The sequence below is a fragment of the Rhodoligotrophos sp. CJ14 genome, assembly GCF_038811545.1.
Lineage (GTDB): Bacteria > Pseudomonadota > Alphaproteobacteria > Rhizobiales > Im1 > Rhodoligotrophos > Rhodoligotrophos ferricapiens.
Genome location: NZ_CP133319.1, coordinates 274497 through 295824 on the forward strand (window position 1 = coordinate 274497; position 21328 = coordinate 295824).

The 21328-nt window shown below is 60.6% G+C and carries 17 protein-coding genes; 7 read left to right on the forward strand and 10 right to left on the reverse strand.

The window, feature by feature from the left end:
• Nucleotides 1–34 precede the first annotated feature (34 nt).
• Complete coding sequence (locus tag RCF49_RS01340; protein WP_342642250.1) at nucleotides 35–1372, reverse strand: NAD(P)/FAD-dependent oxidoreductase; 1338 nt, start codon at nucleotides 1370–1372, stop codon at nucleotides 35–37.
• Between the two features lie 134 nt (nucleotides 1373–1506).
• On the opposite strand from RCF49_RS01340, the gene RCF49_RS01345 reads away from it, so the two are divergent.
• Nucleotides 1507–2511, forward strand: coding sequence for an NADP-dependent oxidoreductase (locus RCF49_RS01345; protein ID WP_342642251.1), 1005 nt, complete (start codon nucleotides 1507–1509; stop codon nucleotides 2509–2511).
• Between the two features lie 310 nt (nucleotides 2512–2821).
• A complete protein-coding gene (locus RCF49_RS01350) occupies nucleotides 2822–5128 on the forward strand; it encodes an autotransporter domain-containing protein (RefSeq protein WP_342642252.1) in 2307 nt (768 codons plus the stop codon).
• A gap of 194 nt (nucleotides 5129–5322) precedes the next feature.
• Here the strand turns inward: RCF49_RS01350 and RCF49_RS01355 are convergent, their stop codons facing one another.
• Nucleotides 5323–5910: a pyridoxamine 5'-phosphate oxidase family protein gene (locus RCF49_RS01355; protein ID WP_342642253.1), complete on the reverse strand. Its 588-nt coding sequence runs from the start codon at nucleotides 5908–5910 to the stop codon at nucleotides 5323–5325.
• A 225-nt stretch (nucleotides 5911–6135) separates the two neighbouring features.
• Here RCF49_RS01355 and RCF49_RS01360 point away from each other — a divergent pair, with 225 nt between their 5' ends.
• The 5 genes from RCF49_RS01360 (at nucleotide 6136) to RCF49_RS01380 (ending at nucleotide 11714) form a co-directional block, all read left to right on the forward strand.
• Nucleotides 6136–7026 (forward strand): cation diffusion facilitator family transporter, encoded by an 891-nt coding sequence (locus RCF49_RS01360; RefSeq protein WP_342642254.1) that lies wholly within the window; start codon nucleotides 6136–6138, stop codon nucleotides 7024–7026.
• A 108-nt stretch (nucleotides 7027–7134) separates the two neighbouring features.
• The gene (locus RCF49_RS01365) at nucleotides 7135–7809 is read left to right on the forward strand and encodes a hypothetical protein (RefSeq protein ID WP_342642255.1); all 675 of its coding nucleotides are present in this window, start codon (nucleotides 7135–7137) and stop codon (nucleotides 7807–7809) included.
• Nucleotides 7810–7888: 79 nt separating this feature from the next.
• Nucleotides 7889–9292, forward strand: a complete 1404-nt coding sequence (locus tag RCF49_RS01370; RefSeq protein ID WP_342642256.1) for an aminotransferase — start codon at nucleotides 7889–7891, stop codon at nucleotides 9290–9292.
• Between the two features lie 40 nt (nucleotides 9293–9332).
• On the forward strand, nucleotides 9333–11354 hold the full coding sequence (locus tag RCF49_RS01375; protein WP_342642257.1) for an acetyl/propionyl/methylcrotonyl-CoA carboxylase subunit alpha: 2022 nt from the start codon (nucleotides 9333–9335) through the stop codon (nucleotides 11352–11354).
• A 141-nt stretch (nucleotides 11355–11495) separates the two neighbouring features.
• Nucleotides 11496–11714, forward strand: coding sequence for a hypothetical protein (locus RCF49_RS01380; RefSeq protein WP_342642258.1), 219 nt, complete (start codon nucleotides 11496–11498; stop codon nucleotides 11712–11714).
• A gap of 76 nt (nucleotides 11715–11790) precedes the next feature.
• On the opposite strand, the gene RCF49_RS01385 is transcribed toward RCF49_RS01380, so the two are convergent.
• From RCF49_RS01385 to RCF49_RS01420, 8 genes are all read right to left on the reverse strand, one after another.
• Entirely contained in the window at nucleotides 11791–12435 is a 645-nt protein-coding gene (locus RCF49_RS01385; RefSeq protein ID WP_342642259.1) for a DsbA family oxidoreductase, read from the reverse strand.
• Nucleotides 12432–14000, reverse strand: coding sequence for an acyl-CoA synthetase (locus tag RCF49_RS01390; RefSeq protein WP_342642260.1), 1569 nt, complete (start codon nucleotides 13998–14000; stop codon nucleotides 12432–12434). Before RCF49_RS01390 ends, RCF49_RS01385 begins: the two co-directional genes overlap by 4 nt.
• A 44-nt stretch (nucleotides 14001–14044) precedes the next feature.
• Nucleotides 14045–15829, reverse strand: a complete 1785-nt coding sequence (locus RCF49_RS01395) for an extracellular solute-binding protein (RefSeq protein WP_342642261.1) — start codon at nucleotides 15827–15829, stop codon at nucleotides 14045–14047.
• A gap of 49 nt (nucleotides 15830–15878) precedes the next feature.
• Nucleotides 15879–16250 (reverse strand): heat shock protein HspQ, encoded by a 372-nt coding sequence (gene hspQ / locus RCF49_RS01400; protein ID WP_342642262.1) that lies wholly within the window; start codon nucleotides 16248–16250, stop codon nucleotides 15879–15881.
• Nucleotides 16251–16456: 206 nt separating this feature from the next.
• Nucleotides 16457–17644 (reverse strand): FAD-dependent monooxygenase, encoded by a 1188-nt coding sequence (locus RCF49_RS01405; RefSeq protein WP_342642263.1) that lies wholly within the window; start codon nucleotides 17642–17644, stop codon nucleotides 16457–16459.
• A gap of 197 nt (nucleotides 17645–17841) precedes the next feature.
• Nucleotides 17842–18468 carry a hypothetical protein gene (locus RCF49_RS01410; protein ID WP_342642264.1) on the reverse strand — a complete coding sequence of 209 codons (627 nt, stop codon included), beginning with the start codon at nucleotides 18466–18468 and terminating at the stop codon, nucleotides 17842–17844.
• 1798 nt (nucleotides 18469–20266) lie between these two features.
• A complete protein-coding gene (locus RCF49_RS01415; protein ID WP_342642265.1) occupies nucleotides 20267–20809 on the reverse strand; it encodes a hypothetical protein in 543 nt (180 codons plus the stop codon).
• Between the two features lie 112 nt (nucleotides 20810–20921).
• Nucleotides 20922–21275 carry a hypothetical protein gene (locus tag RCF49_RS01420; RefSeq protein ID WP_342642266.1) on the reverse strand — a complete coding sequence of 118 codons (354 nt, stop codon included), beginning with the start codon at nucleotides 21273–21275 and terminating at the stop codon, nucleotides 20922–20924.
• Nucleotides 21276–21328: the final 53 nt, after the last annotated feature.

Consider the following 21328-nt stretch of genomic DNA (forward strand, 5'->3'; position numbering starts at 1 on the left):
AGCCGGCTTTGGTGCGTCATGCTTCCACTCGCAGCTAGGCGGCTCTTGAGCCGCGCCCGATCCACCAGTCATGCAAGTCGAAATATTTCATGGCCAAGGGCACGAACCAGGGATTTCCCGTATAGAGTGGCATGGTGCGGAAGGGTTGCTTCTCAAAGACTGAGCTTCCCTCCGGCCAGCCCAGCACCTTGTAGGCAAGCTTGCGCCCGAAATAGGTGCCCATGGGAATGCCGGCGAAATTGTATCCTACGCCGTAATAATGCCCGTCCGCACCGCCGATATGGGGCATGAAATCGAAGGTGCCAGCGCACTGCCCCGTCCAGGCATGCGAGAGCCGCACATCCCCGATATCGGGGAGGATGCGCCGCAGAATGGCCCTGAGATCGCTTGCGATATGGCGCAGGCTTGGCGTGCGACTGCCGGTCAGTCCCCCCATCAGCAGCCGTTCCGTATCGGGCGCGGTGCGGATGAAGTTGATATTCATATTGGTATCGAGATAGGTCCGCCGATGCGGCAGCAGGTGGTCGATCAGCGATGTGGGCAGAACCTCGGTTGCGATCATATAGGCTTGGAACGGGATCACCCGGCGGGCCATCCATTTCAACCGGCGCTGGGTATAGCCGTTGGTTGCCTCAATGACATTGGCACAAGCGATTGCCCCGCGTTCTGTCTCGACACGGAAGCGTTTCGGTCCCGCGGATGCGGTTCTGACAATGGCAGTGACCGGTGTCTGCGGTATAAGCCTGGCCCCGGCGGCCAGCGCCCGCTCGAGCAACCCTTTGTGATAGAGACCGGGATGGATCGAGCCGAGATCGGGGATGACCGCCCCGCCGAAATAGACATCGGACGCGATTTCGGTGTGCTGCTCGGCGCGCGGCACCATGTGGTAGTCTATCCCGAGCTTACGCTTGTTGGTTTCGAGATCGGCCGCCAGGATCTTGTAATGGGCAGGTGAGGTTGCCCCGATGAAGCGCCCACACATGCGAAGATAGGCATCGATGTTCTCGGAGGCGACGATCTCCTTCACCGTTTCGAGCGCATCATTGAGCTCGCGGTAGACGGCAAGCGCATAATCCTCGCCATAGTGCTTTTCGAGCCAGGCAACATCGCGCTTGAGCACCCGGCCGAGATAGCCCGCATTGCGCCGCGATGCCCCGAAGCCTGCTTGCTCTGCGTCGATCACTGCGACATTGGCGCCGCTGCGGGCGAGGTGGAGAGCAGCGGTGATGCCGGTATAGCCGGATCCGATGACGACCACATCCGCCTCATCTGGGAGCGGCGCTCGTGCGGGTTCTGGGGCATCGAGCGGCGCGCGGTCCCACCAGTAGGGTTGTTCCTTGAAATCGGCACTAAAAATCGCCTGCGGATCCATTGATGGATGCTCCCTCTGCCCCTTGTGCCTTGATCCGAGACAATCTTCCTAATCCTGTCAACAGGCCCCACGCAGACTTGATCCGCCTTTGCTATGATCAAGGATCGAAGCAGACGCGCCAAAGGATTATGCAAATGGACAAGAACCGTCAGTTTCTGCTGAGGAAGCGGCCGGAAGGGCTGCCCACGCCAGACCATTTCGAGCTGATCGAGGCGCCGGTCCCCGAGCCTCGCTCGGGCGAGGTCGTTACACGCACCTTATATCTTTCCCTCGATCCCTATATGCGCGGCCGGATGAATGCGGGCAAATCCTACGCGCGGCCCGTCGAGCTCGGCGCGCCGATGGAAGCAGGCGTGGTGGGCCGGGTGGTTGCCTCGGCTGATCCCGGTTTCAAGATTGGCGATATCGTCAATGGTCCAGGCTACTGGGCCGATTACAGCGTTCATAAGGCGGCAAGCCTGCGCAAGCTTGATCCGAGCCTGGCGCCTCCATCGACCGCTCTGGGGATTTTAGGCATGCCTGGCCATACGGCCTATGTGGGCACGATCGATATCGGCAAGCCCAAACCCGGGGAAACCTTCGTCGTTTCGGCAGCTGCGGGACCCGTGGGATCTCTTGCCGGGCAAATCGCCAAGATCAAGGGCGCGCGCGTGATCGGCATTGCCGGAGGACCGGACAAATGCCGATATGTCGTTGATGAATGCGGCTTCGATGATTGCATCGATCACCGTATGGCCGACTTTGCCGAAGCTCTGGCTGCAGCCTGTCCCGATGGGATCGATATCTACTATGAGAATGTCGGCGGCGCGGTTCTACAGGCGGTCTGGCCGCTCCTCAACCGACATGCAAGGGTTCCGGTCTGCGGCCTCATCGCGGAATATAATGACGTCGCACCGCGGCCTGGCCCAAATCTGCGCAATCTTCTCTCCAACCGGATCCTGATGCAGGGCTTCATCGTCGGCGATCACGCCGAACGATTTGCGGCATTCTTCGCAGACGTTTCGAACTGGCTGCGCACCGACCGCATCAAGTATCGGGAGCATACCGTCGAAGGGCTGGAGAATGCACCCGAGGCATTTCTGGGGCTCTTCAGCGGATCAAATTTCGGCAAGCTCGTGGTCCGAGTCGCGGCGGAATAAGTACTCATTAGTATAGTAACGCCAACGCATCGAGATGAGAGTGAGTTCGTCACGATGCGTTGCATAAAACCAACTCAGCCTCAACTCATTGCTTCTTCTAGAAAATTGGTATGAGCACGATTGTGGTGTAGTCATCTCTCGCCGTCCCGACGTTCTCCGTCACGTCTACAACCATTGAGTGAGAAAAAACACTTGTGATAGGAATGGTTGCAGCACACTTCGGCGGCCTAACGGGGGAAAAATGCGACCATTGATGCACTCTACCGCCTTATCGGCTTTGCTCGTTCTAGGAGGGGCTTCTTTAGCGCCCTTGGCGGCCCAATCCACCGCGCCCGAGCAGTTCACCTACATAAACAGGCCATGGATCGTCGGCCGATACAAGCCGCACTCACAGGATGTCCTGGATCAGTATCAGGGACGCAAGAGTGTTCTAAAGATCGGGGTGGGTGAGAGCGGCTTTGCTCATAATCGGGAAGAGGATGAGCAGGGCACTTTTCACGACTACCAAGGCTATAGCGCCCAAACAAATCTGACGGCGGATGGCAAAGACCATTTCATCTCAGGCAATCTCTACGTCCCCCAAGAATGGCAAACCGCGCCGGGTGCCGGCGAAGACGACAGGACGGGCGTTTATCAGGCACCTGCCCTGTGGGGTAATCTTTCCCATACTCAATTCGGCAATGTTGCCTGGCCGGTTATCGGCTTCAGCAATAAGGATGGTGTCGGTAAGGTCATGGTCTGGGACGACCAAGCCGGCGTCTGGAATGAGACCGACGCGACGGTCCGCTATGGCGAATGGAATAATATGCGTGTCGTCTATGCAGGCGACCAAGTCTATCTGATGGTGAACGATCAGCTGGTCAGTCAGATCGATCTATCGCCCTATGCCTGTGGCGAAGGTGTCGAAGCCTGTATTGACCACTCAAATACCACGTTCACACAGATCATCCTCACCAGCTACAACAACGGGACAGAAGAGTACGACGCCTATTGGGCGAACATCCTCGAGGGCGAGGCTGTGCTGACCAATGACATCGCGGCGGGTAGCTCCTTTAGCAAAAGCGTTCTTTTGGATGGCAACGGCGCTTTCGAGGGCGGGGATGGTGTCATCGCTATCGGAGACAATACCCATTTCCGCGAAGCCCTGCAGGTGGTCGACGATATCGTCGTCAATTTTGGAAAGAACGTGGCCATTGACCAGGATCTCTTTCTGACCGATGGGGCGACCACGGTTGGCGGCGAAGGCGGCGCCGTTACGACCCAAGGCGACGTTTACGTCGATAATACCTCTACTTTAGGTGGTGAGCACAATATCACTGGCGATCTCATGGTCGACGGCACGGTCAGCCCGGGAGGTACCATCGATAAGGCGCGGGACGCGGGCATCATCAATACGAACGGCAACTATGTCGCAAACACCGCCACTGCCGTGATGGATGTCGATTTCGGGGCGACCCAGCACGTTGCTGGCACCACCTACGATCAGATCAATATCACCGGTGATGTTTCAGGCACGACGGTCATTAAGCTCGAAGCCCTGAATGACTCGGAGGCAGGCCCGGTCGGCGACCTCAGTTCGGTCGAGTTGATCACGGTCGGCGGCGACCTCCCTGCTAATGCCTTCACTCTCGACGGCCGCTATTTCGTGGGTGCGCGGGAAATTTTCCTCGATCCACGCGCCGGGGATGATGGTCTTGTGATCGGGCTCGATGCCGTCGTCGCCAATGAAAGCTATGTCTTCAGTTCTTTGCCGGCGACGATTGCCATGGCCGGTGATCTGATGCTCGGCCGGTTCGTGGACCGCCGCGGATATGATTGGGCCAATGCACCACGCGGTTGGGCGAGAACCTTCGGCGGTGGCTTCAACATTGACCGCACCACAGGGGTCGGGATCGATTCGTCTGTAGTCGGTGTCTTGACCGGCCTCGATATCGTTGCTCTTCCCGGCTTCGGCAATGCGCGCGTTGGTATTCAGGCGGGCTATGGCTATGTCAGCTCGGATGTCAAACGGCGCTCGGGTGCTGCGGGCAGCGACGATCTCGGCAGCACGGCAAACATGACGGCGGTCGGCGCCTACTTTACTCAAGCTGACCACAATTACTTCGCCGATCTGACGGTACAGTACCGCTTCATCGATATGGATAGCTCGCTGGGTGCCTCCCCAAGCGCCTCGATTGATGGTCATGCCGTCGATGTCGCAGGCGAGGTCGGCTATATTTATCCCTTCTATCCCGGCGTTGCCGTGGTTCCGACCGCCCAATTGGTCTATCAGAATGTCCACTTCGACAAATATTCCGATCCGAATTTCGACGTGAGGTTTGGGGGCAATGACGCGCTGGTCGGGCGGGTGAACGTGGCAGCCATCACCAATCTTGATGGGATCACGGCCTATGGCGGCTTCGGCGTGGCGGGTAATCTGCTCGGCGCGATGGAGACCCGGATCAACGGCGAAGTCATGAAGCACAAGATCGGCAGCGCTCGGGCGGAGCTCTCGGCCGGCTTGCAGGCGGATCTTGCCTCCGGCGTATCCTTCCTGGTGAGTGGCGAATACGGAATAGGCTTCAGCGGCAATGTGGAGACTTATCTGGGCAAGGCGGCGCTGCAGGTAAGCTTCTGAGTTGCAGTCCTCGGGCGTGCGTAGCGATCTTCAGCATCGCCGCCCCAGGTCGGTCGTGGGGCACAAGCATACATGATGTGATCGCGGTGGACTGATATGCTTCCTGCCGCGATCATCACGTTTCGGACGGGCTTACTTGGCCGCTTCGAGACGGGCGACCAGCACCGACCTGTTGGGCACGGCCAATGGGGCCGTTATGATTCAACCGCCAGCTTAGCCTTTGTCATCGCCGCATGGATGCCAACGATCTCATTGAGGCTGGGGAGTTCGGAACGCACCACATGGCGAGCGGGGTCCCACAAGGCCGAGGCCAGAAGCGCGCGGCCACAATGCAGAAATGCCTCCTCGACATGCACCGTCAGGACGGTGCTGGGCAGCCGGCCATCCTTCTCGAAGCGCTGGAGAAGATCCGGATCAGCGCTGATGGTCGCCCGGCCATTCACCCGCAGCGTCTCATTCATCCCCGGAATGAGGAAGATGAGGCCGACGACCGGATCGTATAGCACATTGCGCAAACCATCGACGCGGTTGTTCCCTGGCCTATCAGGAAGGGCGATGGTCTTGTCATCGATCACCTTGACGAAGCCCGGCTCATCCCCCTTCGGCGAGCAATCGAGACCATCCTCGCTCCGGGTTGCCAGCACCAGGAAGGGCGAGTGAGCAATGAGCAGACGGCAATAGCTGTCGATGTGATCGATCTTCTTATAGCGCGCGCGCTCGCTTGGGTGACCATATCGCGCGAGAAGCTCATCTTCCGTGGTAATGGTGAAATCGCGGGACATTGGGGCGCCTGTTCATCGACATGGTGCTGCAGCTCATGCCACGAGGGCATATGACGCGCCGGATCATGCCCTACCGGCTCTGGCTATGGCAACACGACAGGAGAGCTGCCGCTCAGCCATTGCTTGTGTCCAGCCTGTACTCTTGCCTCCGCGGTCCGATCAGGGTAGCGCTGCATGCCGGGAAGTGGCACGCCCTCCCGACGAGAGAGGGCGAAATGAGGGTTCATGAAAGCGTCCGTCAGGCTTGCAATCGGCAGCATCGCGATCGGCGTTCTCGTCTTCGCGCTCAAGCTGGCCGCCTGGTGGCTCACCGGTTCGGTGGCCCTCTATTCGGACGCGCTGGAAAGCCTGATCAATATCGCCGCAGCCGGCGCTGCCGCCCTGGCCCTCAATCTCAGCGCGCAGCCTGCCGATCGCAACCACCCCTTCGGTCATCACAAGGCGGAATATCTATCCTCCGTGTTGGAAGGCGTGCTTGTGGTCATCGCGGCCTTTTCCATCCTGCGGGAATCCTACCTCAGCCTGAATGCACCGCGCGCCATTGACCTGAGCGTGACGGGTCTTTCCCTGAATGGTGTGGCAACCCTCATCAATGCCATCTGGTGCATCGTCCTCGTCCGCGCGGGCCGCCGACGCAGATCACCGGCTCTGCTGGCCGATGGCAAGCATCTCGCAGCCGATGTGATCACCTCACTTGGCGTTCTGGTCGGCCTCATCCTTGCCCGGCTGACTGGCTTGCAGTGGCTCGACCCGCTGCTTGCGGCACTCGTTGCCCTGAACATCCTGTGGATGGGATATGGTCTGGTGCGGGAATCGGTCGGCGGCTTGATGGATCAGGCGGTCGATGGGGAAACCTTGTCCCGGATCCGCGCCGTGATCTCCGAGAACGCGCAAGGCGCGATCGAGGTCCATGACCTCAAGACACGCCAGGCCGCGCGTGCAACCTTCGTGGAATTCCATCTGGTGGTGCCCGGAGACATGACGGTTGCCGCCTCGCATCGGATTTGCGACCGCATCGAGCAGGCGCTCAATGCCGAATTCGACAATGTCGATGCGATCATTCATGTTGAACCGGAAAACGAGGCGAAGCTGAAAGGGGTGGTCGTTCTCCATTGAGGCGAGCCAGCCGTCGCGGTCGGAAGGTTTTGCTGCGCGTGCTCTCCCATGTGATAGAAAGCCTCCTGCGAGGATCGACTGCCGTGATGTGAAGCCATAAGAGGCGAAATGACCCGGAAACTCCTGCTCGTTATCGCGATTGGTCTATGGACCTCCCTGACCTCGGCATCGGCCCAGTCCGTGCCACCGGCTGCGGCGAGTTGGCTGCGCTGCGCCGCATTGGGCGCCCTGGCAGGCAAGGGCGCGCCCGACAAGGTGAGCAAGGAGGCCTCCACCAAGCTCGAGGCCAACTACAAGGAGCTGTTCACCGCCTACCTGGTGGCGCTTGAGGGCAAGGGTGCTGATCCGCGGGTGGTCAGAACCCGGGTGGCGGGCCTCATTCACGCCATGATCGAGAAGCGCCGCATGCTGAACCGCGAGGAGCAGCCGGCACTTCTTGCTTGCCTCCGCGATATGGACAGGCTGACCGCCGACATCCCCGAGACGGTGCGAAAAATGGTTACCGCAACCCCACGGCCGACCGAGTCGACCATGCGCCGCGATATGTGGGCGACCTGTTCCGTTGCTTTGGCTTGGGCGGTCGAATCCGGCCTCACCGGTGACCCGGAAGTGCGCAATGCCGCACGCCGCTACCGCCAGCTCTTCCAGATCGATGCCCGCCGGCAAGGCCTGAGCGATGCCGAAATCGACAAAGGCCTGAACGAGCTGAAGGCAGTCGCATCGAAGAAATCGGTCAATGAGCTTAAGTCGGCGATCGCCAGCTGCGTGCGTGAGAAGCCCTGATGCGCGAGACCACGCGGGCTTGTCCTTGAGCAGCGCTTCGGGCACGATCCCCACGCAATCGCGCGAGGGGAAGAGGCATATGAATTTCCGTGGACATAACCATATCGATGCCGAGGACGTCTGGCGCAAGGATCGCGATCATTTCCTCCATCCCTGGCAGCATTTCGAGAGCTTCCGCGAGACCGGAGCGACCATCATCCGCAAGGCGGAAGGCTGCTACATCTATGATGCTGATGGCCATCGCTATCTCGATGGCATTGCCGGCCTATGGTGCGTCAATGTCGGCTATGGCCGTGATGAGATCGCCGAGACCATGGCGGACCAGGCACGCGAGCTTGCCTATTTCTCTGCATTCGGCGACGTGACCAATGCGCCTGCGGCTGAACTGGCCGCGCAGCTTGCGGCCTATGCGCCAGGCGATCTCAACCATGTCGCGTACGCGACCTCCGGTTCCTCCGGCAACGACACGGCCATCAGGCTTGCCCATTACTACTGGAGCCGGCGCGGCCAGCCGCAGCGCCACCACATCATATCGCGCCGCGACAGCTATCACGGCTCGACCATGTTGGCCATGTCGCTCGGCAATCGCGCCGGCGACCGCTCGCCTTACTTTCACTATCTGACCGATTTCATTCACCACATCTCTTCGCCCAATCCCTATCGGCGGCCCGAGGGCATGGACGAGCAGGCGTTCTGTGATGTCCTCGTGCAGGAATTCGAGGCCAAGATCGCCGAGATCGGGGCCGATCGCATCGCCGCCTTCATCGCCGAGCCGATCCTCGGTTCAGGTGGGGTGATCGTCCCGCCGGCCGACTATAACCGGCGCATGGCGGAGCTGTGCCGCCGCCACGGCATCCTCTTCATTGCGGACGAGGTGGTGACCGCCTTCGGCCGCGTCGGCCACATGTTCGCAAGCCATGATGTCTTTGGCATCGAGCCGGATATGATCGTAACCGCCAAGGGCATCACCTCCGGCTATTTTCCGCTTGCGGCTGTTATCTATTCCGACGCCATCCATGACGTGATCTCCAATGGCGACCCATCCGCCATGTTCACCCATGGCTTTACCTATAGCGGGCACCCCATCGGCTGCGCGGTCGCCCTGAAGAATATCGAGATCATCGAGCGCGAGGACTTGCTCGCCCACGTGCGTAATCTCGGCACCTATCTCGAACAGCGGCTTGATGAGCTGCGGGATCTGCCGCTGGTGGGCGATGTGCGCGGAAAGCGCTTCATGATGTGCGTCGAGTATGTTGCTGATAAGAACACGCGGGAGCCTCTGCCCGCTGCCGTTGACATTGGAAAGCGCATCGCCACCGTCTGCGGCCGGCACGGCCTCATGGTGCGCCCGCTTGGCGCGCTCAACATCATCTCACCGCCTCTGGTCTTGAACCGCAGTGAGGTCGATTTTCTGGCCGATACCCTGGCCTCCTCCGTTCAGGAGGTCGCGGACGATCTTGCGCGCGAGGGGCTGATGCGTTGATTTGCCTTGGGCAAATGTCGCGGATAACGGAGTGCGGGTCATGTTTTCATCCGTTCTGATTGCCAATCGCGGTGAGATTGCCGTGCGTGTGATACGAACGGCAAAGACCCTTGGCCTGCGCACCATCGCCGTCTATTCGGATGAGGATGCGGCGTCCCTTCATGTCCGCCTCGCCGATGAGGCCTACCGGCTTGGCCCAGCGGAAGTTGCCCAGAGCTATCTGCGCGGTGATCGCATCCTCGAGATTGCGCGCGAGGCGGCGGCCGAGTGCATCCATCCGGGCTATGGCTTTCTGTCTGAGAATGCCGAATTCGCTGAAGCCTGTGCCGATGCCGGCATCACCTTTGTTGGCCCGCCCCCGGCAGCGATCCGCGCGATGGGTCTCAAAGATGCCGCCAAAGCCATCATGGAGAAGGCCGGTGTGCCGGTCGTGCCCGGCTATCACGGTGATCTGCAGGATGACAGCTTCCTCAAGCAGAAGGCCTATGAACTCGGCTATCCCCTGATCATCAAGGCGGTGGCGGGCGGTGGCGGCAAAGGGATGCGGCGGGTCGACCGGCATCAGGACTTTGCCGATGCGCTCGCTGCCTGCCGCCGCGAGGCGCGCTCGGCCTTTGGCGACGACCGGGTGCTGCTCGAGCGCTATGTGGCGAAGCCCCGCCACATAGAGATCCAGGTCTTCGGCGACAGCCATGGTAATGTCGTGCATCTGTTCGAGCGTGATTGCTCGCTGCAGCGTCGCCACCAGAAGGTGATCGAAGAGGCACCAGCACCCGGCATGAGCGAGACCATGCGCCGCCGGATGGGAGAGGCGGCGCTCGCAGCAGCCAGGGCCGTGGGCTATGAGGGGGCGGGAACCGTTGAATTCATCGTCGATGCAAGCGAGGGCCTCAACGAGGACGCCTTCTATTTCATGGAGATGAACACCCGTCTCCAGGTCGAGCACCCGGTCACTGAAGCCATCACCGGCCTTGATTTGGTCGCGCTGCAATTGCGGGTGGCGGCCGGTGAGCCCTTGCCATTCACTGAAGCCGATCTCGGCGCCCCCGTGGGCCACGCGGTCGAGGCGCGTCTCTATGCGGAGGATCCGGCGCATGGTTTCCTGCCGCAAAGCGGAACCCTGGCGCGGCTGACCTGGCCTGAAGACCAGGAGGGGCTCAGGATCGATACGGGTGTCGAGCAGGGGGCGCGGATCAGCCCTTATTACGACCCGATGATCGCAAAGCTGATCGTCTGGGGCAGGGATCGCGAGGAAGCCATGGCAAGGCTCAGCCGAGCGCTCCGCGAAACATCTATCCTCGGCCTAAGGACCAATCTCGGCTTTCTCGAGCGGCTGCTCGAGTTCAAGCCCTTTCTCGACGGGAATTTCGACACCGGGCTGATCGATGCCAGGATCAGCGCCTTGGTGCCTGACCTTTCACTCACCTTGCGCGACAGCCTCGCCGCCGGCCTCTGGCTCACTCATCTCAAGCGTGTGAATGCGGCAAGGGCTCCGCTGCTGACGAACGAGCCTCGTTCGCCCTGGTCGCTCATGAATGGCTGGAGCCTGGGCGGGGACGCGAGAACCCATCTTTCTCTGCTGATCAATGGTGACCCTGTCGAGCTTGATCTCACGTGGCGGCGCGATGGCACCATTCTTGTGGGCAGCAGTGAAACGGAACTTGCCGATTTCGCGCGCGAGGGATCCCATTTCCGCGCGACCCTCGCGGGACAATCCGAGACAGCAATCGTGTTCGATGAGGCTGATGTGGTCTATGCCCAATGGTATGGCCATCACCTGGAGCTCCGCGCTCAGGATATGCTGGAACGCGATATCGATGCGATTGATGGCGGCGCTGTGATCCGTGCCCCCATGTCCGGCAAGCTGATCCGTATTCTGGTGAGCGAAGGCGAAATGGTCGAGCGCGGCACGAAGCTTGCTGTGCTGGAGGCCATGAAGATGGAACATGCGCTGGTCGCCCCCGGGCCCGCGCTGGTGAAGACGATCGGGGCACGGGAGGGCGAGCAATTGGCGGAAGGACATGTGGTCGCCGTGCTGGAGCGTCCCAGCGATGCCGCATGATTCGGACCGGCTGCTGTGACAATTCGGACACAGCCTGCCCCTTGCGCCTGAACCGCATTCTGGTTGATAACTGGTTAACCCTTGTCGCGGCCATGGGGAACGGTCGCGGTCGCATGGGCCGGGGGAACAGTGGGGTTCTTTATGGTGCAATCCATCGCTGCGGCCAGGGCCGCACGCACCGGGCTGCGGCGCGCGCTGATCGGCGGCGTCCTGCTCGGATTGGTTACGGGAGCAGCGCTCGCCGCAGTCTCGTCCCTTGATCTCTTTTCAGGCACACAGAACGTGCTCTCGATCGAGAAAAAGCCGGAGATGATCATCATCGACCCGCGCAGCCGCTATAGCTCGACGCGGATCGTCTGATCAGCACGGGGCAGGCAGCCATAACGGCGGCAAGAGGGCAGGGAAACGATTTCGCAAATCCGATCAAACGGCCCAATCACGCGCTGATCGTCCGGTCGATCATGTCTGCCATCAGCTCCGGTGGCTGCGCGCCTGAGACCGCATAGCGCTGGCCAAAAATGAAACAGGGCACACCGCGGATGCCGGCATTCTGAGCCGCGCTGATCTCCTGGCGCACGGCGTTGAGCCCATCATCCCCGGCAATCAATTGCGCAGCAGCCGCACGCTCAAGCCCCGCATCCGCGGCCGCGTCCGCCAGCACGATCGCATTGCCAATGTCGCGGCCTTCGGTGAAATACAGCGCGAACAGCCGCTCGACCAGGCGGTCCTGGATATCAGCGGTGGGGGCGGCGTGAATGAGGCGATGGGCGCTCAGTGTATTGGGTGAGCGGGCAATCAGGTCAAAGGCGAAGCTTATGCCGACGCTCTCGCCGGCCGCCTTGATCTGCTCGTGTATTTCCGCAACGCGCTCTTCGCTGCCGAATTTGCGCGCGAGATAGGCCTTGCGATCAACGCCCTCCGCCGGGATCGTGGGATCAAGCTGGAACGGATGCCAGCGCACCGCAATCTGAACATCCGGGCGCAAGGCGATAGCCGCGCTGAGCCGGCGCTTGCCCACATAGCACCAGGGGCAGACCACATCCGAGACCACATCGATGGTCGTGCTGGGCCGGGTTGTCATGACATCGCTCCTTCCGCCGGCTCTGCGGGCATCAAGGACGCGAGTGCCGAGCGTTTAACTTTGCCATTGGGCGTGCGGGGCAGCTCCGCGATGGCGAACGCGGCCCGCGGCAGCTTATAGGCTGCCAGCTCCTGACCGGCGAAATCAATGAGCGCCTTGGGCGCGATGCTCTGGCCATCGCGCGGCACGAAGAATGCGGCGATCAGCGAGACATCATTGCGCATGCGCACCTCCGCCACCGCCACATCGGCCACCGCCGGATGGCGGGCCAGCACGGCTTCCACTTCCAGCGGCGATACCCGATAGCCGAACGCATTCATGATGTCGTCCGCCCGGCCCTCGAACCAGAGATAGCCATCCTCGTCCAACCGGCCAAGGTCACCGCCGATGAACCATTGGCCGCGATAGACTTGCGCCTCCTCTTCAGGCCGGTTCCAGTAGCCGAGCATGAGCCCGGGATCGCTGCGATGCACGGCGATGAGGCCGGTGCTGTTCACGGGCAGGGGTGTTTCGTCCTGTGTTTCCGGGTCGAGAATGGCAACCGCACGCCCGGCCTGGGGCTTGCCCACCGCGCCTGGTTTGGGAGGCACGCTTGGGGAGCACGAGATATAGGTCGAGATCTCGCTCATCCCCAGCGCCTCATAAAGCGTGAGGCCAGTGTGCTCCCGCCAGGCGCTGCGCAATGTCTCCGGCAGAGCTTCACCAGCGGTGAGGCCATGACGCAAGGGCGCAAGGGCGCCCCGCTCCAGCGCGCAATATTTGAGCATCTGGCGATAGACCGTCGGCACCGCCGCCATGATGGTGGCGCCATGACGCTGGATCAGCTTGGGCCAGACCGCGATGTCCTTCTGGCCGACATAGACGATGCTGGTGAGCCCATTGGCCCAGGGATCGAACAGACCGCTGCCCAAAGTATAGGTCCAGTTGAAGGCGCCCGCATGCAGCACCACGTCCCCCGGCTCATAGCCATACCAGCCCTGATACATCGGCCGGCGGCCCCAGACCGCGCGCTGGGCATGCAACACCCCCTTTGGTGACCGCTGGGTGCCGGACGTATAGATCAGAAAGCCTGGATCATCAGCCTTGGTGTCAGCGTAATCACCGCGCGGCGAGGTCTTGAGCGCCGCGATCCCATCCGGGCCGATCACCCTCACATCCTCGGGAAGGGAGGGCATGGGCAGGGTCCCGTCGGTGACGACAGCACGCGCCTGCGCATCGGCGATAAGGAAGCTCGCCTCGGCCGTCGACAACATGGATGATGCAGGGATCGGCACCAGACCAGCCGCATTGGCCCCGAAGAACAGGAAGGCATAATCCGCGCTATTGCCCATGCGCAGGAAGACGCGCTCGCCCCGCTTGAAACCGCAGCGTCGGAACCCCTCGGCGATGCGCAGGACCACGTCTTCGAGCGCGCCATAGCGCCAATAGGTTGCCCCCTGATCGGACGATGCATCGCGGCTCACGATCAGCGCCAGGGCTTCGGGCTTGGCCGTGGCGCTTTCCGCAAGGCAATAGCGGGCGAGATTGAACGAGCGCGGGGGCAGGGGAGCGGAATAGGACAGCATGGGCGGAGATTACGGCATCTCTGCCCAGTCGCGCAGCGGAAAAATCACAATCCCGGCATGCGCCACCAGCTATCCAGCTGATAGCCGAACAGCGGGGTGGTTTTGGGATGCGCGATCCGCGTCCAGCGGGCAACCCACTGCCCCGGAGCATGGAATAGCGGCACCACATAGATGCCCGACATCAGCACCCGATCGAGTGCCCGCGTGGCGCTGATGAGCTCGTCCCGGCTCGTGGCCGCGACCATCCTGGCGATCAACGCATCGATGGCGCGCTCGTTCGCCCCCATGTAATTGCGCGTGCCGGGATGGTCGACCCCGTAGGAGCCCCAGTAGAACTCCTGCTCATTGCCGGGCGATAAGGAATTCTGCCAGACATTATGCGCGACATCGAAGTCGTAAGATTGCAGCCGCGTCTGAAACTGGCTCGAATCGACCTGCCGGATGCGAGCGGTGATCCCAAGGCTTGCGAGATTGCGGCTATAGGCCAGCGCGAGCCGCTCCATCTCCTGGGTGGTGGTGAGGAGCTCGAAGCTGAAGGGAAGGCCGGTTGCTCCATTCACCAGCTGTGAGTTGCGGATCGTGAAGCCAGCCGCTTCGAGCAGATCGAGTGCTGCCTTGCGGCTTTCCCGATCGCGCCCGCTTTCAGATCCATCCGGCAATCGGTAGCTGCCATCGAGAATGTCCGAGCGGACGGCAGAGGGAAATGGCGCAAGCAGGGCACGTTCCGCCGCACCAGCGGGACGTCCTGCGGCGGAAAGCTCCGAGCCCGCAAAATAGCTGTCGGTGCGCACGAATTGGTCGAAATAGAAGTTCCGGTTGATCCAGGCGCCATTGAACAGCTTGAGCAGCGCCTCCCTGACCCGGATATCGGAAAAAGGCGCCCGACGCGTATTGAATACAAAGGCAGTCAGCGGCGCAGGAAGGCCTGTTGCGAAGCTTTCCTTGAGCACATCGCCGCGATTGGCCGCCGGGAAATTGAAGCCGCGCATCCAGCGGGTGGGATCATTCTCGAACAGGATATCCACCAGTCCCTTCTTGAAGCTCTCGAAGGCGGCATTACTGTCGCGAAAATAGACAATCCGGATCTGATCGAAATTGAACCGGCCGAGATTGACCGCGAGGTCGCGTCCCCAATAATCCGGGTTGCGGGCATAGGTGATCTCGGCGCCCGGTCGAATGCTGGCAACCACATAGGGACCGGAGCCGAGCGGCAGCTCAAGCGAGGTAACCTCGAAGCGGCCATTATCATAGCGATGCTTGGGCAGGATCGGCATCAGCGCCAGAACGAGCGGCAATTCGCGATCATCCCCATCTTCAAGGATGAAGCGGACGCGATCCGGGCTCGGCTGCTCGACCCGCTCGACCTTCCGATAATAGATCCTGAGGTTGGGGCGTCCTTGATCGCGCTGCACCTCCCAGGAAAAGGCCACATCCTCAGGGGTGATCCGTTGCCCATCGGCAAAGCGCGCCCTGGGATCGAGCGTAAACGTGACCGCACGGCCGTCTTCTGAGAGGTCGATGGTCTTGGCGATCAGGCCATAAAGGGTAAAAGGCTCGTCCCGGCTCCGCGCCATGAGGCTTTCGAATACATAATCCCGCAATCCGCTCGGTGCCTGGCCGCGAATGATGAAGGGATTGAGGCTGTCGAAGGTGCCGACCATGGGGAGGGTCAGGCTGCCACCCTTGGGCGCCTCCGGGTTTACATAGTCGAATGCTTGAAAATCAGCGGGATATTTGGGTGCACCATGCATGGCGATGCCATGCACCGGTTCGGCATCAGCACGTGTGGTAAGCCCCGGGCCGAAGGCGAGCAGCGCAGGAAGGCTCATCAAGATGAACGCGCGGCGGCGGAAGAGGCGCGCGCGCTGGAGCTGTCGCTCAATGCGCCTTGCGGGCACGCAGGCGGTAGACTCCTTGCTGCTCGTCGAAGCGCTCGAACATTTCCTGGACCTGCGGATGGCGGACGGGCTCACCGCTCTCATCGGTGAGGAGATTCTGTTCGGAGACATAAGCGATATACTCGCTCTCGTCATTCTCGGCGAGCAAGTGGTAAAAAGGCTGATCCTTGCTGGGCCTGATCTCCTCGGGGATCGAAAGCCACCATTCCTCGCTATTGGAGAAGGTGGGGTCGACATCGAAGATGACGCCGCGGAAGGGATAAACGCGGTGCTTGACGACCTGTCCGATCTGAAACTTAGCGGTTCGATTGATCTCAGCCATAGTGCCGTTCGCCACGATCCTGCTTTGCATCCTGCCATGCCCATTACCATCCCACCGATGGCGCCCACGCGGCGCCCGGCCAAACGGGAATGTGCAATACGGCAGGATGAGCAACGGAATAAGGATATTCCTGTGCCAACGCAAGAGCCGCCTTGTGGCGGACTCAAGGCATCGTCCTGCAATTACGAGCAAAGCAAGGACCGGGCCAGTCCTGTGGCACACGAACGAGTGAACGGTTAATGCCCGATCCCGAGGCCGCCCCGCATCACCGCCCTGCGCAGGGGCGCGATCTGGGCGAGGGCGCCAACCGCGAGTACACGGCCGGCCTGAGCCGGCAGCAGACGGGAAAGCAGCGAGCGGTTCATCAGATCAATGCCAATGCCCCGTGGCACGACATCCCGTTGCCGGGCCTGATCATAGGCGGTCAGCGGCTCGGCCCCGCCGGGATCCTCTCCATAGGCCAGGGCATCGGCGATGAGCCAAGCGGCGGCCTTGGCATCACGCAAGCCCAAATTGAGACCCTGCGCCCCGATGGGCGGCAGGACATGGCCGGCTTCCCCGACCAGGAAGGTGCGTTTTGCCGCAAATTGCCGCGCAATCATGGTTCTGGCGGGAAACGCACGGCGCGGGCCAATGTCGCTGACCGCGCCGAGTTCGCCGCCCACATATCGTTCAAGCTCGGCAGCGAAGGTGCGATCATCGAGCGCCATCAGGCGTTTGATCTCATCAGGACGGTCCATCCAGACAAGGCTTGAGCGATTGCCGGGCAGGGGCACCGTCGTCAGGGGACCGTTTTCACGGTGCCGTTCCGTTGAGCAGTCATGATGCGGCAGGGAATGGCCAAAGCTCGTCGCGATGGCCTGCTGGCGATAATCTGCGCCATACGTCTTGATCCCCGCCGAGCCGCGGCAGCGGGACTCCCCTCCATCGGCGGCGATCACCGCGCGCACGCGCAGGATGCGCCCATCGGAGAGATGAAGCTTGATCAAGGTATCGCGGGGCTCGGTCCAGGTGACGGAAAGCCCCTCATATGTGGCTACCGCATCATCCGGGATGATCTCACGCAGGGCATCCGCCAAGGTTGCATTGGGAATATTCCAGCCGAAGGGCTCGTCTCCAAGCTCACGGGCATCGAATGTGATGCTGGGCGCGCGGATCAGGTGCCGCGTCTCGTCAATCAGGCGTAGCGTCCAGAGGGGAGCGGACTGCGCCTTCAGCAATCCCGGCCAAAGTCCCAAAGTGTCGAGAATGGGCAAGGTGCCCTGCATCAATGCGGCCGTGCGCGGATCGCGCATCTCGCGCTTCACCCCCGTGACATGCGCCGGTCTGATGCCGCGCGAAACAAGCAGGGCGCAGGCGGCAAGCCCCGCCGGCCCACCGCCGACGACGGCCACATCATGCTGGACAATCTCCTCACGCATCATTCAAGGACCCCTGACAAGTCTCTACTGTCAGTAGGTGCCCCGGCGCTCTGTTCCATGCAAGAGCAAATACCCGCAGAGGGGAAGATCCCCGATCCGCAAGAGGCATGGTGGGCCATCCCCAAGCTCGAGGTCTCGGTAATCACTTCGCGATAGCGCTAATCGGCCCTGTGCAGGGACACGCACAGGGCCGAAATAGACTAGGCCAAGCTAAGGCTCCAGTCCGGTGATTGCAGGACCTGAGGGGCTTCCTCTGAAGCTATTTCGGGCATCTGATTGGAAGCGGAAAACTTGAGCATCTTGAGGAGAGCGTTTTCCGCTTCGGTGCTCGTTTGATGCTTGTCCTGGAGAGGCTCCCAGATGGTCTTCTGCGTTTCGACCGAGGTAATGACCCGAGTTTTTCCTTGACCATGCAGGATTACATTAAGGGTTGGTACCCGCGGTTTTGCCAACTCTGGGTCGGTATATGGGTCCTGATCGACACTGAAACGGAACTCGAGAAAGGACTTGGTCGGATCTGCACTATCCGGCACACGCTGACCGGGTTGGGGAATGACGGTTCCGTCAGGAACGACAAAGTTCAGATGGTGATCAGTTGGATTGAACTTAAAGAATGAATGGGGAATGGCGCTTTCGGACACCCCATCCACAATGATGTTCTTGCCGCCCCCAGGGTTCAACCAGATGCCGCAATACATATTTTTCTCGTCCTGCTCTTCCGCACAGAGCGTCTTGGAACTGGAGTAGTGCTGATAGGCACGACCATAGGCGGAAGCAAGCTCGGCCGTCACAACGGACGGTGTGCTGGAGGCTTTGTGGTCTTCCATGACACTGATCCTTTAGAGGTTCGAAGGGTCCGGCGAAGCCATTGAAGCCTGCCCCCTGAGTGCACCCCGCCTATGCTCGCGGCCATGAACGGCTTGAGGAGAGCGCACCCTCCTTCGTCGATCCGCCCCCAAAAGCCATTCGCGCAGCCATGCGGCATGCGTAGTCATCCCAATCCGGTCTGAGACACCAGACATCCGGGGATCGCGCGTGGCCGAGATTCGGCCACAATAGTCAAGGGCTGTTGGCTCAGGCGACAGCTTCAATTGCTTGCCTGGCTGTAATAACTCGCGAGAAGCCGGCAAAAACCGGTCACCACTGTGACATACTCCGCCCAGCGAAAGCGCGTTCGCATTCCAAACCGATCAGGACGCCGGGTTGATCCGCGCTATCTTATTGAATTCTCGAATGCTATTAATTCACGTCTGCTCGAAAATAGGTCTTTGTACACAAGAAATGGACTCTAAAACTAATGATCTATGGATCATCAGTCGTAGTTTTACTTCGTGGTTATTGAATCCTCCATCATTGAATCTATAGTATTCGTGACGGGCCGTATGCTCTCCCATGCAGGTCCGCACGATCTGAAACGTCAGCGCAATATGGACAGGCTCATTGGGGCGTGCGGACTGGCCGGTGCAGCGGCTCGATCCATCTGTCGCAAGCTCTGCGAGGAGACCAACATTGACGAGGCCGCCAGGGGTTTGCGGCCGCCGGGGGGGGGTGGAGAGCCCCCTCAAGAAGTCCGAGTGGTTTCAGCTCCCGGCGAGCGCGTCCTGGGCGGTGGCGGCAAGTCCTGCCAGCCCACCGCCGGGGCGACCAGATCTGCTGTATTGGATTGTCATGCGCCTGGCTCTGCAGGGCACGTTTCCCCAAGACGGGTAAGGTGATGCCTTGCCTCTGACCGTCGCGCAACCCGTTCCCTGCCGGAATGAATAGCATCGGCGGCCGATTGCGCCCGGTCCTCAGCTTCAAGGCTGGACCGGCCTGTCAGGTGGCGATCATGCCACTCACGGCGTATCGACCAGTGGTGGACCTTCGGACTTGTAATTCACTTCCACCTGCCTGAGCACCTTGGCATCTGCCTCATCGGGATCTTGGCTCCGGGCGCGCATGAGGCGGCGCGTCCAACCTCTGTTCCACCATTCTCGCCCTACATGGGGATGCCTTGACACTGTCCCTCAGGAGAGCACAGACCAATCCGCATCCGAGCACGGTGAACGATCCTCGGACGTGAATTCGTCACCCCTGTCGGAAGGTAGAGCAGCCTCCGTTCCTGCCGAGGGCGTTGCGGTCAGGTTAAGCTTCGATGCAAGCCGCTCCTTCGCGGCATGCAGTGGCAGATCCTGACGCAAATCCGCCCAAGAACTCGGCTCAAGCGTTATCGACCCGAGATACTGGTCAGTATCCTTGAACCAGAAATGCAGGGCCACGGTCTCCAATCCCTCAACTGGGGTGTCATCGAACCTGAAGCTCAAGATTGGCGCGGATGGAGGATCACCTGATGATTTGTCCGAGTCTGCTGAACGGACTTCCAATACGTGCCGGTCCGGGTTGAAGCGCGGAAAATGATGCCGGACATTGGCTTCGTCAACCAGGTCAAACCGGGCGGCACCGGGCTGATCGGGCGTGAGCCACACGTGACAGTCGATCAAGCCTTCAGAGGAACTCGCTAAGCTCGTCTGTCCGGATGCTTTGTGTTTCTCCGTGTGCTCCGCCGCCGCCGCTTCGGAGGAGGTCGTTGAATCCCGTCTGTTCGTACACCCGTCCTCAGTCATCTTGATCTCCTCCTGTTGAATGCTAAGCCATAGTCAGCGCGTCCTGATGATCGCCGAAGTCGTGATCGAAGGCTTCCAGATCCGGGCGCTTCGTGCAGTCGTGCAGTTCACCGAAACCGACAATACCGTCAGAGGCGCCTTCATTTTGCTCGGTGGATCGAGTGGCGCGGGAAGTGCCCTTCTGATAAAGCATCGCCGACTCAAAGAGCTTTGCTTCCTCCTCCACCTGGAGCATTTCGGGTGTCCTCCCTGACAGGTGGTTCTGGTGGTCCCGTGGGCCCCACCACCAATCCCGAGCCAAGGTGACGGAGCCCAGAGGAACTGCCTCGTTTTCCCGATGCCATGTAAAGTTCACGACCGATCGATTGCCCTCCGTTCTAGCGAGCTTGGACTCGATCTGCGTCACCACATCTAGAAGAGACCACCCGTTTGGCGGGATGATGTAAAATGTTTGCCTTTTTGGGTTGAAATCGTCATACGCGACGGTCGTGATGGACGTCGGATCGGAGAGATCGAAGATGGCGTTGGTGGGGCTAGCTGGTCGAGCTGAAGGTTCATGGCTCACAGCAGTCGGTCCCGAGCTGTTTTGCTGCGAATGATTTGAAGATTGTAGTACTTAGACATCCATTTATTCTCCTTTTGCCGCTTTTGTTTTTGTTCTGTGGCCCGTTTTCGGCTCAGGCAAGAGTGCCCAGATCCTGAGCGGCTTGCGTGGTGTCATGAGGCGTGGGAGAGGCGTCCTCCCACAGCGCCGTATTTCCCTGCAATCGCCGCTCGAGCGTTTCCACCGCCAACTGGACCATTGCTGGATCCAGCTTTGGCCGGTGATCGGCTTTGCTGGTCCCATCGTCGCAGCCACCATCGAGGGTCGTTGCGATCCCTGTCCGAACCAGATCTCCCTGGTTCACGACATGTATGAGCTGAGTGATCGCAGCCTCGCCCGCCTCGTCGCGATCGAGGTTGTGGCTTCCAGCTGCTTGCGTCGGCTGTGTGGTCGGCACTTGGTGATGTTGGTCTTGCATGACAGTCATTTACCTTTTCTGGGGCAAACAAAGGGCTCATATTCGGGCTGCTCGGCGGCTGA